The sequence below is a fragment of the Streptomyces sp. NPDC037013 genome, from assembly GCF_055607265.1.
The window spans coordinates 798,455-811,069 of sequence record NZ_JBVJRV010000004.1 but is presented as its reverse complement, the minus strand read 5'-3'; the positions used below and the strand labels follow the sequence as shown (position 1 = coordinate 811,069).

Here is a 12,615-nt window from a genome sequence, read left to right as displayed (position 1 = left end):
CCGATGCTGCCGCCGGAACTGCCGCCCCTGCCCGCCCTGACGCGCGCCGAGGCGGAGTTGATCGACCGTTACCTCGAAGTCGTCGACCTGCTGGGCCGGATCAATCCGGCCCGCGCCGAGCACACCTACCGCGGACTCCGCGCCGCCCAGGCGCTGGTGGGCCGGGCAACCGCGCTGCGGGACGCCCTCGCCCTCATGCACCAGCGGGGAGAGCGCGAAGTGCACGGGCCGACGCTCGCCCGGGCGCTGCGCGTACTCGACGGCGAACGGCGCGCCGGACGCGTCGCCATGCCGCCCGCGGCCGGGGACTGAGCATCCGTCAGCTTCCGCCGCCAAGAGGCGGACTGTCCGGTGCCGCTTCGAAACGGACCAGTCGGGCTACCACGGACGGCGTACCAAATCGTCCTTCATCGTACGGTTTCGAGTTGCGCGCCTCGACTACAGCAGGTCCGGAATAGGACATTCCGTTGCTGGTCGAGCCGTCGTCGGAGTCACGGGCGACAGGCCCAATTCGGCAGTGTCCACCTGAACAGGTCAGTCGTGAGGAGCCTCACAAAAGACCGTTTCGGCTCGGTTTTCGGACCTGTTTCGGGTCAAGATCCCTTCCGACGACAAGCCCCCGCCACAGCGGCGGGGCGGTCCGGGCGGACGCCGAGTCCTGCCGCCACCCGGATGACCGGTCGACATCTGTGCAACGGCAGGAGTGGAGGACCCAGGTACGACGGGCCCGTCCGGAACGTCCGGACGACGCCCTTGGGGTGAAGCCGCACCACGCGGCCGGGCATCTTCGCCTGCCCGAACCCGACAGGTCATCTTTCACAGGCGGCTGACGAAGGGTTTCGCATGACCGCGCTGAATCATGTTCCGTCGCTGCTCAGCAGAACGGGGGCCGCATCGGCCCTCACGCTCGCCGTCGTAGGCGGCACCGTCGTGGCCCCCGGGCTCACGTCGGAGGCCCAGGCAGCCACTCACGGGACCAAGGCGCTCAAGATCGCGGCGTCCAAGAAGGGCTCCCCGTACCGCTACGGCGCGGTGGGACCCAACCGGTTCGACTGCTCGGGCCTGACGCTCTACTCGTTCAAGCGGACGGGCAAGAAGCTGCCGCGCACCGCCGCCGCGCAGTACAACAAGACCAAGCACATCTCCCGGTCCCAGCGGACCCGCGGCGACCTGGTGTTCTTCCACTCGGGGCGGAACGTCTACCACGTCGGGATCTACGCGGGCAACAACCGCATCTGGCACGCGCCCAAGTCGAACACCGTGGTGCGGCTGGAGAAGATCTGGTCCAAGAGCGTCTGGTACGGCAGGGTGCGCTGACCGTGCCGGGTCCGGCCGGCGCGCGCCGATCACCACCCGGCGCGGGCGCCGGTGCGTGGAACGCGCCGGCCGGGATACCCGTACCGGATGTCAGACGAGCATTCCTGTACCGCCCGCAATGAGACGCCGCTGGAGCGCGCCGACCGCAACTTCGCGGAGCTGCTCCAGGAACTGAGGGTGACGCAGACGGGCGTGCAGATCCTGTTCGCCTTTCTGCTCTCCCTCGCCTTCACCTCACGGTTTCCGGCCCTCGACGAGGTGCAGCGCTTGACGTACGTCACGACGCTGCTGCTCGCCGTGCTCGCGGCGGCGCTCTTCACCGCGCCCGCCGCGCTGCACCGGTCGCTCTTCCAGCAGCGCGCCAAACCGCTCGTCGTACGGGTGTCGTCCCGGCTGGCCGGCATCGGCCTCATTGTCCTGGTGCTGGCGCTCACCGGGTCGGTGCTGCTCGTCGTCGACGTGACGGTGGGCCGGGCCGCCGGGGTCGCCGCGGGCGCGGGGACCCTGCTGGTCTGTGTCGGGCTGTGGGGCGTGCTCCCGCGTCTTCTGCGACGGCCCGCGGCACAGGAGGGCGAGACGCCGTCGCACGGGCGGCCCGCCCCGCCGGCAACGGCCCGCGGAGGCGCGCCGGGTCCGCTGCGCCGGGAGCGATGCCGGTGACCGACGTGCGCTCCCACGGTCAGTGGGTCGCGTCTCGGTGCCTGCGCCGGAGGGGGGCCCGCCAGGGCAGCGCGATCCATACGGTCTTGCCGCCCTCGTCGGTGGGGCTGACCGAGAGTCTGCCGCCGCACTCGGCGGTCAGCCAGCGGATGATGACCATGCCGCGGCCGTTGTCCTGCTGGACGGCGGCAGGGAGGCGCTTGGGGTAGCGCGGATGGCTGTCGGTGACGCCGATCCGCAGCTGCTCGTCCCGGTCGAGCTCCAGGTCCACGGTGAAGGTCGGCGACTGGCCGAGGGTGTGCTGCACGGCGTTGGTGGCGAGTTCGGAGACGATGAGCCTGATCGTGTCGGTCACCTCGGCGTCGCCGGGCAGGCCCCATTCGGAGAGCACCCGCGAGACGTACTTCCGGGCCGCGGGAACCGACGCGGGATCGCTCGGCAGGGTGACGGAGGCTTCCTGGTGATCTGCCATGGCGACGCTGTCCCTTTCCCACCGGGACCGGTCTCCGAATCGCGGCGGATGACCCGAGGACCGTCCCGGACTGGTGCTTCGCGCCAGCCTGCCACTCCTTGGCCGGTGACGCGTGGCGATCCACCGAGATGTGCATATATCTGTCGCTCGAAGCGGTGAACTCTGCTACGGCCGACCGTATTTGGGCGGGAGCCCCGGGCTTCCTCTACTCTCGCCTACTGCCCCGCTCCGCCGCCGGGAGATCCGACGGCTTCATCCGGAAGGAGATCGGGTATGCAGTACGGCCCGGCGGTGCGCCGCCGCCAGCTCGGCGCCGAACTGCGCGCGCTGCGCGGCGATGCAGGACTCACCAGCATCGAGGCGGCGGCCAGGCTCGGCTGGCACCAGTCGAAGGTGAGCCGGATCGAGACGGGCCGCAGCGGCGTGAAGGCCTCCGACGTGCGGCTGCTGCTGGAGACGTACCGGGTGGCGGACTCCCGGCGCAGTGAGCTGCTCATCGCGTTCGCGGGCGCCGACGATCCCGGCGCGGGGCGTCACCACTGGTGGAAGGCGTACCGCGATCTGCTGCCGGCCACCTACCGGGACTTCATCAGCCTGGAGTCGCAGGCCAGTTGGGTGCGCACCCTGGAGACGACGGTGGTCCCCGGACTGCTGCAGACGCCCGAGTACGCGCGCGCGGTGACCCGGGCGGCGCTCGGCGGGCTGCCGGAGGAGCAGGTCGACACGCTGGTGGAGGTGCGGCTCGCCCGGCAGGACGTGCTGCGGGCCGAGCCGCCGCTGCGGCTGAGCGTGGTCATGGACGAGGCGGTGCTGCGGCGGCCGGTGGGCGGGGCGCGGGTCCTCGCGGGGCAGCTGGCGCGGTTGCGGGAGGCGTCACTTCTGCCCCATGTCCGGCTTCAGGTACTGCCGTTCGCCGCCGGTGAGCATGCGGGTCTGATCGGTTCTTTCGTTATTTTTTCATTTCCGGACATTGCTGATCTGGATGTGGTTGTTCTCGACCATTTGACGAGTAGCCTCTACCTCGAACGGAAAGAAGACCTCCAGGCGTACACGGAGGCCTTCAACTCCCTTCAGGTACAGGCGCTTTCACCCGAGGAATCAACGGAATTCATCGCCGGGCTAGGCGACGGCGCGTAAGGAGGCACCATGACCGCAATGCCTCGGTACGTACCTTCCAGCACGAATCTTCCAGGTGCGCGGTGGCAGCGCAGCAGCTACAGCAACGGAATGAACAACTGCGTCGAGACCGCCACCCTCGACTCGGGTCCCCTGCACGGACTCCAAGCCGTGCGTGACTCGAAGAACACGGCAGGCCCCGCCCTGCTCTTCTCCCCCGGCCCCTGGGAGTCGTTCGTCGACAGCCTCCGGTGAGTCCGCCAGGCCCCTCGTGGGTCCGGCACGCCTCACCGGGGTGCGTTGCGGCTGATCACCCGGACGGCATCGGCGATCTCTGCGTCGGTGAGGTCCGCCCGGGCGGTCAGCCGCAGCCGTGAGATGCCGTCCGGCACCGACGGCGGCCGGAAGCACCCCACGGACACTCCCTCGGCCCGGCAGTCGGCTGCCCAGCCGAGCGCCCGCTCCGGTGACGGCGCGCGCACCGAGACGACGGCGGCGTCGGGGCGTACCGCCGAGAGCCCTTCGGCCGTGAGGCGCCGGTGCAGTTCGGCCGCGACCTCGCGGGCGCGCGCGGCGCGTCCGGGTTCGCGGCGCAGCAGGCGCAGGGCCGCGAGCGCGGCGCCTGCCGCGGCGGGGGCGAGGCCCGTGTCGAAGATGAAGGTGCGGGCCGCGTTCACCAGGTGCTCGATGACCCGGGCCGGCCCCAGGACGGCGCCGCCCTGGCTGCCGAGGGACTTGGAGAGGGTGACCGTGACCACCGTGTCGTCGGCGCCCGCGAGCCCCGCGGCGTACGGGGCGCCCCGGCCGCCCTCGCCGAGTACACCGAGACCGTGGGCGTCGTCGATGATCAGCCCGGCCCCGAACTCCCGGCACACCACGGCCAGTTCGGTCAGTGGCGCCATGTCGCCGTCGACCGAGAACACCGAGTCGGACACCATGACCGCGGGACCCTCGTGCGCGTCCAGCGTCTTGCGGACGGCTTCGGGCTCGCTGTGGGGCACCACCTGCGTCGCCCCGCGCGCGAGCCGGCAGCCGTCGATCAGCGAGGCGTGGTTGCCCGCGTCGGAGACGATCAGTGTGCCGTGCGGGGCGAGAGCGGTGACGGCCCCCAGGTTCGCCGCGTAGCCGGAGGAGAAGACGAGCGCCGCCTCGAAGCCGCAGAACGCGGCGAGCTCGCGTTCCAGTTCGGCGTGGAGCCGAGTGGAGCCCGTGACGAGCCGGGAGCCGGTGGCCCCGCCGCCCCAGCACCGGGCCGCGGCGGCCGCGCCCTCGGTGACCTCCGGGTGCCGGGTCAGGCCGAGGTAGTCGTTGCCCGCCAGGTCGAGGAGGGTGCCGGGGTCGGCGGGGCGCGGACGCAGGGTGCGCACGAGTCCGGCGTCGGCGCGCGACCTGGCCTGCTCGTCGAGCCAGTCGAAGGCCGCGCCCGGTACCGCGCCGGACGCGGTGCCGGGCGCGGCGTCCGGCGCGGGGGGCGCGCCCGTCACGGAGTGCCTGTTTGTAGACATTGCACAGACCTTAGCCGCCGGGCCATCGGGCCAGGGTGTGGCGATACCCACACCTCAAAGCGGTTCTGTTGTGCGGATCCTCCTTGGCCGGGGAGCCTGCCGTACGTAAGGATCAGCGCCATGGATCTCCTGAACACGCTGGTGGACAAGGGGCTTCGGCGCGAGCTGCCGACCCGTGATGAGGCGCTGGCCGTCCTGGCCACCTCCGACGACGATCTCCTGGACGTAGTGGCCGCCGCGGGGAAGGTGCGGCGGCAGTGGTTCGGGCGACGGGTGAAACTCAACTACCTGGTCAATCTCAAGTCGGGCCTGTGCCCCGAGGACTGCTCGTACTGCTCGCAGCGGCTCGGCTCCAAGGCCGAGATCCTCAAGTACACCTGGCTGAAGCCCGACGAGGCGTCCAAGGCCGCGGCGGCCGGTGTGGCGGGCGGCGCCAAGCGGGTCTGCCTGGTCGCCAGCGGCCGCGGGCCGACGGACCGCGACGTCGACCGGGTGGCGCAGACCATCGCGGCGGTCAAGGAGCAGAACGAGGGCGTCGAGGTCTGCGCCTGCCTCGGCCTGCTCTCGGACGGCCAGGCGGAGCGGCTGCGCGGGGCGGGCGCGGACGCCTACAACCACAACCTCAACACGTCCGAGGCGACGTACGGGGACATCACCAAGACGCACACGTACGCGGACCGGGTCGACACCGTCCAGAAGGCGCATGCGGCGGGGCTTTCGGCCTGCTCCGGGCTGATCGCGGGCATGGGCGAGAGCGACGAGGACCTCGTCGACGTGGTGTACGCGCTGCGCGAGCTCGACGCCGACTCGGTCCCGGTGAACTTCCTGATCCCCTTCGAGGGCACGCCGCTGGCCAAGGAGTGGAACCTCACCCCGCAGCGCTGTCTGCGCATCCTCGCCATGGTCCGCTTCGTCTGCCCGGACGTCGAGGTGCGCATCGCGGGCGGCCGCGAGGTCCATCTGCGGTCGATGCAGCCGCTCGCCCTCCACCTCGCCAACTCCATCTTCCTGGGCGACTACCTCACCAGTGAGGGACAGGCGGGCCAGGCGGACCTGGACATGATCGCCGACGCGGGCTTCGAGGTGGAGGGCACCGACCAGGTGACGCTGCCGAAGCACCGCGTGGAGGCGGCCGCCGGCGCGGAGGGGTGCGGCTCGCACGAGGGCGGCGGCTGCGGCCCTTGCGGGACGCCCGAGTCGGCCGCACAGCCCACGGCCGAGCCCGGCGAGGCGCGCACGGACCTCGTGGCGGTGCGCCGCCGGGGGGCGGGGACGGATCTGGCGCCCAATGCCTGATCTGTCCACGCCGGAGCTCCTCGCGCTGGACCGGCAGCACGTCTGGCATCCCTACGGGCCGATGCCGGGCCGCCAGGAGCCCCTGGTCGTCGAGTCGGCGGCCGGTGTCCGGCTGCGCCTCGCGGACGGCGGCACCGAGCTGGTCGACGGCATGTCGTCCTGGTGGTCGGCGATCCACGGCTACAACCACCCCGCGCTCAACGACGCGGTCCGCGGCCAGCTCGACCGCATGAGCCACGTCATGTTCGGCGGGCTCACGCACGAGCCCGCCGTCCGGCTCGCGAAGCGCCTTGTCGACATGTCTCCCGAGGGTCTCGAGCACGTCTTCCTCGCCGACTCGGGCTCCGTCTCGGTCGAGGTCGCGCTCAAGATGTGCCTCCAGTACTGGCGCTCCCTGCGCAGGCCGGCGAAGCACCGGGTGCTGACCTGGCGCGGCGGCTACCACGGAGACACCTGGCAGCCGATGGCGGTCTGCGACCCCGACGGCGGCATGCACGAGCTCTGGCAGGGCGTCCTGCCGCGCCAGCTCTTCGCGGACGCGCCTCCCCCGGAGTACGACGAGACGTACGCGACGCAGCTGCACGACATGATCGGACGCCACGCGCACGAACTAGCCGCGGTGATCGTCGAGCCCGTGGTCCAGGGCGCGGGCGGCATGCGCTTCCACTCCCCCGCCTACCTGCGGGTCCTGCGGGAGGCGTGCGACGCGCACGACGTACTGCTCGTCTTCGACGAGATCGCCACGGGCTTTGGCCGCACGGGGGCAATGTTCGCCGCGGAGCACGCCGGTGTCACGCCCGATGTGATGTGCCTGGGCAAGGCGCTGACGGGCGGCTATCTGACGCTGGCGGCGACGCTGTGCACGCCGCGGGTGGCGGACGGCATCTCGCGCGGCGACGTGCCGGTCCTGGCGCACGGGCCGACGTTCATGGGCAATCCGCTGGCCGCCGCGGTGGCGGGGGCCTCCATCGACCTGCTCGTCGGGCAGGACTGGCGGACCGAGGTCAAACGCATCGAGTCGGGCCTGCGGGGCGGCCTGGCCGAGGCGGCAGACCTGCCTTCGGTACGGGATGTCCGGGTTCTCGGCGCCATCGGCGTCGTCCAGCTGGACCACCCGGTGGACATGGCGGCGGCGACGCGGGCGGCGGTGCGCGAGGGCGTGTGGCTGCGGCCGTTCCGCGACCTGATCTACACGATGCCGCCATTCATCACGGGGGACGACGATGTCGCGCGGATCGCCCGCGCGGTGTGCGCGGCGGCGCGGGAGGGCTGACATGACGGTGATCGTGGTGTCCGGGACGGGCACGGAGATCGGCAAGACGGTGACGACGGCCGCGGTGGCCGCCGTCGCCCTCGCGGCGGGGCGGAGCGTCGCCGTCCTGAAGCCCGCGCAGACCGGGGTCGCGCCCGGCGAGCCGGGCGACGCGCAGGAGGTGGTGCGGCTGGCCGGCGACGCCGTCACGGCGCTGGAACTGGCCCGGTTCCCTGAGCCGTTGGCCCCTGACACGGCCGCGCGCCGCGCCGGGCTGAACCCGGTGCGGCCGCAGGACGTGGCCGACGCGGCGGCGAAGCTGGCGACCGAACATGACCTGGTCCTCGTCGAGGGCGCGGGCGGCCTGCTCGTACGCCTCGACGACGAGGGCGGCACGCTGGCCGACGCGGCCCGGCTGCTCGACGCGCCGGTCCTGGTGGTCGCGGCCGCCGGGCTCGGCACCCTCAACACGACGACGCTGACCACGGAGGCGCTGCGGGCACGCGGGGTCGCGCAGCTTGGCGTCGTCGTCGGCAGCTGGCCCGCGGTGCCGGACCTGGCCTCCCGGTGCAACCTCGCCGACCTCCCCGACGCGTCGGGCAGGGCTCTGCTCGGCGCGGTACCGGAAGGATCGGGAACCCTCGACGGCCCCGACTTCCGTGCGCGGGCCGGGGGTTGGCTCGGTCCCGAACTGGGCGGCACGTGGGACGCCACGGCGTTCACGCGCCGCGAGGCGCCCGCGCCGTGGGCCGCGGCGCCTGCCGGGCAGCGCTGACCGGCCGGGTCAGGAGTCCGGGGTTCGGCCGGGAGGACGGTGGCTCGGGCCCCCTCCCCCGGCCGCCCGGCAGCTACCGCGGCGGGTTGAGCTTGCGGAAGTACGTCCAGCTCGTCTCGTTCGGCTCGCTCCACTTCTCCGGGGCCCGGGAGAACTCCGGGTGGTGGTCGGCGATGTAGGCGCGGGTGCGCTCGGGGACCTCGGCGTACGAGCCGAGCTTGCGGCCCCGGCAGTGGTAGGTGAGGCCGCCGGGCCGCTGGCCCCGGGCCATCCACGGCAGCCACGGCGACATCCGGGTCCACGACATGGTGGCCGGGACGCCGGGCGCGGACCCGGCCAGGTCGGTGCGGTCGACGAAGAACTGGAAGAGCTCGAGCGCCTTGTAGGTGTCACCGGCCGAGGCCAGCGGGTACTGGGCGACCGGCAGCGGCGAGGGGTAGGAGAGCGGGATCTCCAGGCTGAAGCAGACTTGGTCGCCGAGCTCGGTCATCGGCACCGGGAATGGGCGCCAGCGCTGGTTGGCGGGGTCGTTCCAGACGTGCGTCACCGGCAGCTCCTGCCAGGTTTCCAGGATCTCGCGGGTGACGGGGTCCAGGTAGAACGCGGCCTCCCGGGTGAGGAGCCGGTAGGCGTCCGGCCCGTCGTCGGCGTCCTGGACGAGGCGGGCGACGTTGAGCCCCTCGAAGCCGAAGAGGCGCTGGTACGGCTCGTCGGGGGCCCAGGAGTACACGTCCCCCGACCACCAGTACGTGACCTCTTCGCCGTCGAGCGAGGCACGGGTACGGGCGAAGGCGCGGAGCAGCTCTGCGGGTGTCGTCATACGGACCACTCTGCGCGATCCCGGCCCCCACCGACGCGGGCACCCGGGCTCCGGCCCCGGAAGTGGCCGGAAAGCCACCCCGGCGCGAACGCGGCGAGGACGGACGCCCGGAACGTCCGTCCTCCGCGTGCTCCCTAAGTGTTTCTCAGCCGACGTGCAGGATCCGGAAGCGGTCCGCCTGCGCCGGATCCCGGTCGGCGACGTGGACCGGCGGCCGGTCCCACTGCCAGACGTGGCCGCCCGGCGCGCGGGTGAAGCGGATCTGCCCGCGGGTGCCTTCGACGTCGACGTGCGGCCAGGACGCGGCGATGGCCGCCCGGTCCGTGCCGTGCGACCGCAGCACGTCGGCGAGGACGGTGAGGGCGTCGTAACCCTCGAAGGCGACGAACGACGGCTCTTCGTCCAGTCGCGCGCGCAGGGCCGCGTCGACCCTGGTCCCGAGGGGGCCGAGGCGGTCGGGCAGGTAGCGCAGGAACGGGATCGCGGCGCCGTCGTCGCCCAACAACGCCGCCCAGCCGGGGAGTTCCGGCTGTCCGGCGGGAGCGCCCATCATGAGTCCGGAGAGACGCCGGTCGCCGCGGACGGAGCTGGCGATCGGCACGGCCGGGTCCGGATGGCCGACCAGCAGGAGGAGGACGCTCGCACGCTGGTCGACCAGCGCGTCGCACAGGGCCTCGGGGGCGAGGGACCGCGCGTCGAGTTCGGTGACGGTGCCGCCGCGCGGCGCGAGGTGGTCCCGCAGGATGCGGGTCCCGGTGGCCCAGTAGAGACTCGGCTCGGCCGCCACCGCGATGCGGCGGTGGCCGGCGCCGAGGAGGAAGTCCGCGTAGACCCGCCAGCCGCGCGACTGCGGCGGGGCGAGACGGGCGACCCACTCCGTCGGCTCGTCGGTGAGCACGTCGAGCACCGCCGACGAGCAGAGGAACGGCAGGCCTAGGGCGTCCGCCCTGATGGCGGCGGTGCGGGCGACGACGCTGTGGTACTCCCCCGCCACGGCGGCCACGCCGAGCCGGTCCAGTTCGTCGACGGCTGCCACCGCTCTCTGCGGGTCGGCCGCGGTGTCCCTGACGACCAGTTCGATCGGCCGTCCGGCGATCCCGCCCGCGGCGTTGGCTTCGCGTGCGGCCAGTTCGAGCCCGGCGAGCAGGTGCCGGCCGGCGTCGGCCCAGCCGGGCCGGGTCAGCGGCACGAGCGCGCCGATCAGGACGGTCGATCCGTCGTCCCGGGGTTCTCGGGGGTACGCCGTCGTCTCGACTCGCCGCGATGGCTGTGCCTGGGGGACCATGCCGGTCATTGCATCCACCATCCATGCCGGCGGGCAACCGATTATCGAGGAGGGCGTCGTATGTCGTTCCGGGGCCATGTGGAGCGGGCCGTCGAGGAGGCTGTCGGGGAGTTCCCGGCGGACGGCGGGATCTACGCCGTGACGTTCCGGATCGACGGGGTCGATCAGGATCCGCGGTACCCGTACGTGGCGGTCGGCTACACGACCGAGGCCGCCGCCGCGGAATCGGCGGAGCGGACGTCGGACGCCTGGGAGGCGCGCTGGAGTTACGCGTACTTCCCCCAGACGGGGCTCGAAGGGGTGCGGAGCATCGGACGCGACCCGGAAGGCGCCGCGCTGCACCGGCGGGAGGCCGCTTCGCGGGGGCTCTGGCACGAGGACGACGACGCGGCGGACGATGCCCAGGAGGCGCTCGTCGACTGGTTCTACGAGGTGTGCGTCGGGGCCGCCCGGCGCCTCCACGAGAGCGGTCGGCTCGTGGAGGTGCTGGGACGGCCCGTGCCGGTGATCCTTTACGACATGTTCGACCCGGACGCGATGTTCCGGCTGACCTCGGCGGCGAACCCGGCGCACCTGGTCGCGGGCTTCATGTCGGAGGATCCGGAAGCCTGACGGGCGGAGCCCGAGGCGAGAACCGGACGAGAACACGTCTGCCGGGGAGTGCGGAGAACGACCCCCGCGGGGGCACCATGGCGTTGTCCGGTTCGCTCCGCCGAGGAGGGCCCATGTCATCGCGCTCCGCCAAGCCCGTTTCCAAGGACGTCGTGCACCACCCGGTCTTCGCCCGCTTCTACGCCCGTCAGAGCGTGGCCCTCGAATCCGTGATCGGCGCGCACCGGCGGGAGTTGCTCGCCGGGCTCTCGGGGCGGGTCATCGAGGTGGGTGCGGGCAACGGCCTCAACTTCGCGCACTACCCGCGCGCGGTCTCCGAGGTCGTGGCGATCGAACCGGAGCGCATCCTGCGGCGGTTGGCGGTCTCGGCGGCCCTGCGCGCGGACGTGCCCGTCGATGTGGTGCCCGGCGCCGCCGAGGCGCTGCCCGTCAAGAGCGAGGCGTTCGACGCGGCCGTCGTCTCGCTGGTGCTGTGCAGCGTGCGCGATGTGCCGCGGGCGCTGGGCGAGCTGAACCGCGTGCTGCGGCCCGGCGGTGAAGTGCGGTTCTTCGAGCACGGCCGCGCGCCGGGAAAGCTGATGTACGCCACCCAGCGCGTCCTTGACCGTACGGTGTGGCCGCCGCTGTTCGGCGGCTGTCACGTCGCGCGGGACACCCTGGCTGCCCTGCGCGCGGCCGGGTTCGAGATGGGCGAGTACCGTCACGTCCTCGTGCCCGCGAAGGGGCCGCGCCTGCCCACCTCGTACTGCGTGATCGGCACGGCACGGCGCCCGGACAGCAGCCCCTGAGGGCGGCCAAGCCTCCCGAGGGGGCAGCTGGTCAGGGGCGATCGGCTGGCGGGGGCACGGATCACAGGCTCCACTGGCGCAGTTCCGCAGCGATGTCGTGCACGCTCGCCCCGTCCTCCTTCACCAGCCGGGCCAGATCGCGCACCTGCTCCGGCGAGGTGACGACCTTCAGGCCGCTGGATACCAGATAGGCGTACGCGACGGAGGCGGCGAAGAGGGCGTTGGAGCGCTCGAGCGCGGGGATGTGGAGCAGGAGTTGGAGCAGCGCCGCCGCACGGTCGTGCGGGGTCTCGTAGACGGGCAGCCCGAATATCTCCGCCTCATGTCTGCCGACGGCGGCGACGAGTGCGCCCCAGTCCGTGACCTGGGGGTCTCCGGGCGTCTTGTGTTCGGCGACCATCAGGAGCCAGGCAAGGTCGATTCTGAGGTTCAACGGCTCAGCGACGACCTTCGCGCACCGGACGGCTGCCCTCGCGCTCGAAGCCGAACTCCTCGGCGAAGACGGACTCGTACTGCTTCATGAAATCGGCGGCGGCCTCGACGAAGGTGTGTCCCACTTCGCCGGAGTCCTGTCTGACGAGTTCTTCGATGTAGCGGTTGACACTCATGCCCCGGGCCAGGGCGCGCTCCCGCGCGGCCCGGGCGGTGTCCTCGTCCACCCGTACGTTCAGCTGAGTCTTCGCCATACCGTCAAGCTAGCGCTCAGGTGCTAGCACG

16 protein-coding genes and 1 riboswitch are annotated in these 12,615 nt (G+C 72.2%); of the genes, 10 read left to right on the top strand and 6 right to left on the bottom strand.

Annotated features, from left to right (window positions below; all coding sequences use genetic code 11):
• The first annotated feature begins 3 nt into the window (after positions 1-3).
• From ACZ7DY_RS18185 to ACZ7DY_RS18175, 3 genes are all read left to right on the top strand, one after another.
• Positions 4-312, top strand: coding sequence for a hypothetical protein (locus tag ACZ7DY_RS18185; protein WP_471136322.1), 309 nt, complete (start codon positions 4-6; stop codon positions 310-312).
• A gap of 356 nt (positions 313-668) precedes the next feature.
• A riboswitch (cyclic di-AMP (ydaO/yuaA leader) is annotated at positions 669-840 on the top strand.
• A gap of 3 nt (positions 841-843) precedes the next feature.
• Entirely contained in the window at positions 844-1,317 is a 474-nt protein-coding gene (locus tag ACZ7DY_RS18180) for a C40 family peptidase (protein ID WP_471136319.1), read from the top strand.
• Between the two features lie 87 nt (positions 1,318-1,404).
• Complete coding sequence (locus tag ACZ7DY_RS18175) at positions 1,405-1,977, top strand: DUF6328 family protein (protein WP_471136317.1); 573 nt, start codon at positions 1,405-1,407, stop codon at positions 1,975-1,977.
• A gap of 19 nt (positions 1,978-1,996) precedes the next feature.
• Here ACZ7DY_RS18175 and ACZ7DY_RS18170 read toward each other — a convergent pair whose 3' ends face one another.
• The gene (locus ACZ7DY_RS18170) at positions 1,997-2,449 is read right to left on the bottom strand and encodes an ATP-binding protein (RefSeq protein WP_471136314.1); all 453 of its coding nucleotides are present in this window, start codon (positions 2,447-2,449) and stop codon (positions 1,997-1,999) included.
• A gap of 273 nt (positions 2,450-2,722) precedes the next feature.
• Between ACZ7DY_RS18170 and ACZ7DY_RS18165 the strand changes: the two genes are divergently transcribed.
• Positions 2,723-3,586 (top strand): helix-turn-helix domain-containing protein, encoded by an 864-nt coding sequence (locus tag ACZ7DY_RS18165; protein ID WP_471136311.1) that lies wholly within the window; start codon positions 2,723-2,725, stop codon positions 3,584-3,586.
• A gap of 9 nt (positions 3,587-3,595) precedes the next feature.
• A complete protein-coding gene (locus tag ACZ7DY_RS18160; RefSeq protein WP_471136308.1) occupies positions 3,596-3,820 on the top strand; it encodes a DUF397 domain-containing protein in 225 nt (74 codons plus the stop codon).
• A 32-nt stretch (positions 3,821-3,852) separates the two neighbouring features.
• Here ACZ7DY_RS18160 and ACZ7DY_RS18155 read toward each other — a convergent pair whose 3' ends face one another.
• A complete protein-coding gene (locus ACZ7DY_RS18155) occupies positions 3,853-5,070 on the bottom strand; it encodes an 8-amino-7-oxononanoate synthase (RefSeq protein WP_471136305.1) in 1,218 nt (405 codons plus the stop codon).
• Positions 5,071-5,190: 120 nt separating this feature from the next.
• Here ACZ7DY_RS18155 and bioB point away from each other — a divergent pair, with 120 nt between their 5' ends.
• The 3 genes from bioB to bioD are packed head-to-tail and all read left to right on the top strand — an operon-like array spanning position 5,191 to position 8,393.
• Positions 5,191-6,366: a biotin synthase BioB gene (gene bioB, locus ACZ7DY_RS18150; RefSeq protein ID WP_471136302.1), complete on the top strand. Its 1,176-nt coding sequence runs from the start codon at positions 5,191-5,193 to the stop codon at positions 6,364-6,366.
• Positions 6,359-7,639 (top strand): adenosylmethionine--8-amino-7-oxononanoate transaminase, encoded by a 1,281-nt coding sequence (locus ACZ7DY_RS18145; RefSeq protein WP_471136299.1) that lies wholly within the window; start codon positions 6,359-6,361, stop codon positions 7,637-7,639. The genes bioB and ACZ7DY_RS18145 overlap by 8 nt, the downstream gene beginning before the upstream one ends.
• Before the next feature lies 1 nt (position 7,640).
• Positions 7,641-8,393, top strand: coding sequence for a dethiobiotin synthase (gene bioD, locus ACZ7DY_RS18140; protein ID WP_471136296.1), 753 nt, complete (start codon positions 7,641-7,643; stop codon positions 8,391-8,393).
• Positions 8,394-8,466: 73 nt separating this feature from the next.
• Here bioD and ACZ7DY_RS18135 read toward each other — a convergent pair whose 3' ends face one another.
• Together ACZ7DY_RS18135 and ACZ7DY_RS18130 are read right to left on the bottom strand one after the other, a co-directional pair.
• Positions 8,467-9,213 (bottom strand): DUF1838 family protein, encoded by a 747-nt coding sequence (locus ACZ7DY_RS18135; protein ID WP_471136293.1) that lies wholly within the window; start codon positions 9,211-9,213, stop codon positions 8,467-8,469.
• A gap of 145 nt (positions 9,214-9,358) precedes the next feature.
• Positions 9,359-10,498, bottom strand: a complete 1,140-nt coding sequence (locus ACZ7DY_RS18130; protein ID WP_471136704.1) for an ABC transporter substrate-binding protein — start codon at positions 10,496-10,498, stop codon at positions 9,359-9,361.
• Between the two features lie 60 nt (positions 10,499-10,558).
• On the opposite strand from ACZ7DY_RS18130, the gene ACZ7DY_RS18125 reads away from it, so the two are divergent.
• Together ACZ7DY_RS18125 and ACZ7DY_RS18120 are read left to right on the top strand one after the other, a co-directional pair.
• Positions 10,559-11,110 (top strand): hypothetical protein, encoded by a 552-nt coding sequence (locus ACZ7DY_RS18125; RefSeq protein ID WP_471136290.1) that lies wholly within the window; start codon positions 10,559-10,561, stop codon positions 11,108-11,110.
• Between the two features lie 113 nt (positions 11,111-11,223).
• On the top strand, positions 11,224-11,898 hold the full coding sequence (locus tag ACZ7DY_RS18120; RefSeq protein ID WP_471136288.1) for a class I SAM-dependent methyltransferase: 675 nt from the start codon (positions 11,224-11,226) through the stop codon (positions 11,896-11,898).
• Between the two features lie 61 nt (positions 11,899-11,959).
• On the opposite strand, the gene ACZ7DY_RS18115 is transcribed toward ACZ7DY_RS18120, so the two are convergent.
• Positions 11,960-12,331, bottom strand: a complete 372-nt coding sequence (locus ACZ7DY_RS18115) for a fic family toxin-antitoxin system, toxin component (RefSeq protein WP_471136285.1) — start codon at positions 12,329-12,331, stop codon at positions 11,960-11,962.
• Positions 12,332-12,335: 4 nt separating this feature from the next.
• A complete protein-coding gene (locus ACZ7DY_RS18110; protein WP_471136283.1) occupies positions 12,336-12,584 on the bottom strand; it encodes an antitoxin in 249 nt (82 codons plus the stop codon).
• Positions 12,585-12,615: the final 31 nt, after the last annotated feature.

What these genes read in the sequence shown, in the direction of transcription:
- ACZ7DY_RS18125 (WP_471136290.1), top strand. Translation starts at nt 10,559, where the DNA reads ATGTCGTTCCGGGGCCATGTGGAGCGGGCCGTCGAGGAGGCTGTCGGG.
- ACZ7DY_RS18110 (WP_471136283.1), bottom strand. Translation starts at nt 12,584, where the DNA reads ATGGCGAAGACTCAGCTGAACGTACGGGTGGACGAGGACACCGCCCGG.
- ACZ7DY_RS18185 (WP_471136322.1), top strand. Translation starts at nt 4, where the DNA reads ATGCTGCCGCCGGAACTGCCGCCCCTGCCCGCCCTGACGCGCGCCGAG.
- ACZ7DY_RS18160 (WP_471136308.1), top strand. Translation starts at nt 3,596, where the DNA reads ATGACCGCAATGCCTCGGTACGTACCTTCCAGCACGAATCTTCCAGGT.
- ACZ7DY_RS18130 (WP_471136704.1), bottom strand. Translation starts at nt 10,498, where the DNA reads ATGGTCCCCCAGGCACAGCCATCGCGGCGAGTCGAGACGACGGCGTAC.
- ACZ7DY_RS18120 (WP_471136288.1), top strand. Translation starts at nt 11,224, where the DNA reads ATGTCATCGCGCTCCGCCAAGCCCGTTTCCAAGGACGTCGTGCACCAC.
- bioB (WP_471136302.1), top strand. Translation starts at nt 5,191, where the DNA reads ATGGATCTCCTGAACACGCTGGTGGACAAGGGGCTTCGGCGCGAGCTG.
- ACZ7DY_RS18145 (WP_471136299.1), top strand. Translation starts at nt 6,359, where the DNA reads ATGCCTGATCTGTCCACGCCGGAGCTCCTCGCGCTGGACCGGCAGCAC.
- ACZ7DY_RS18175 (WP_471136317.1), top strand. Translation starts at nt 1,405, where the DNA reads ATGTCAGACGAGCATTCCTGTACCGCCCGCAATGAGACGCCGCTGGAG.
- ACZ7DY_RS18180 (WP_471136319.1), top strand. Translation starts at nt 844, where the DNA reads ATGACCGCGCTGAATCATGTTCCGTCGCTGCTCAGCAGAACGGGGGCC.
- bioD (WP_471136296.1), top strand. Translation starts at nt 7,641, where the DNA reads ATGACGGTGATCGTGGTGTCCGGGACGGGCACGGAGATCGGCAAGACG.
- ACZ7DY_RS18170 (WP_471136314.1), bottom strand. Translation starts at nt 2,449, where the DNA reads ATGGCAGATCACCAGGAAGCCTCCGTCACCCTGCCGAGCGATCCCGCG.
- ACZ7DY_RS18135 (WP_471136293.1), bottom strand. Translation starts at nt 9,213, where the DNA reads ATGACGACACCCGCAGAGCTGCTCCGCGCCTTCGCCCGTACCCGTGCC.
- ACZ7DY_RS18165 (WP_471136311.1), top strand. Translation starts at nt 2,723, where the DNA reads ATGCAGTACGGCCCGGCGGTGCGCCGCCGCCAGCTCGGCGCCGAACTG.
- ACZ7DY_RS18155 (WP_471136305.1), bottom strand. Translation starts at nt 5,070, where the DNA reads ATGTCTACAAACAGGCACTCCGTGACGGGCGCGCCCCCCGCGCCGGAC.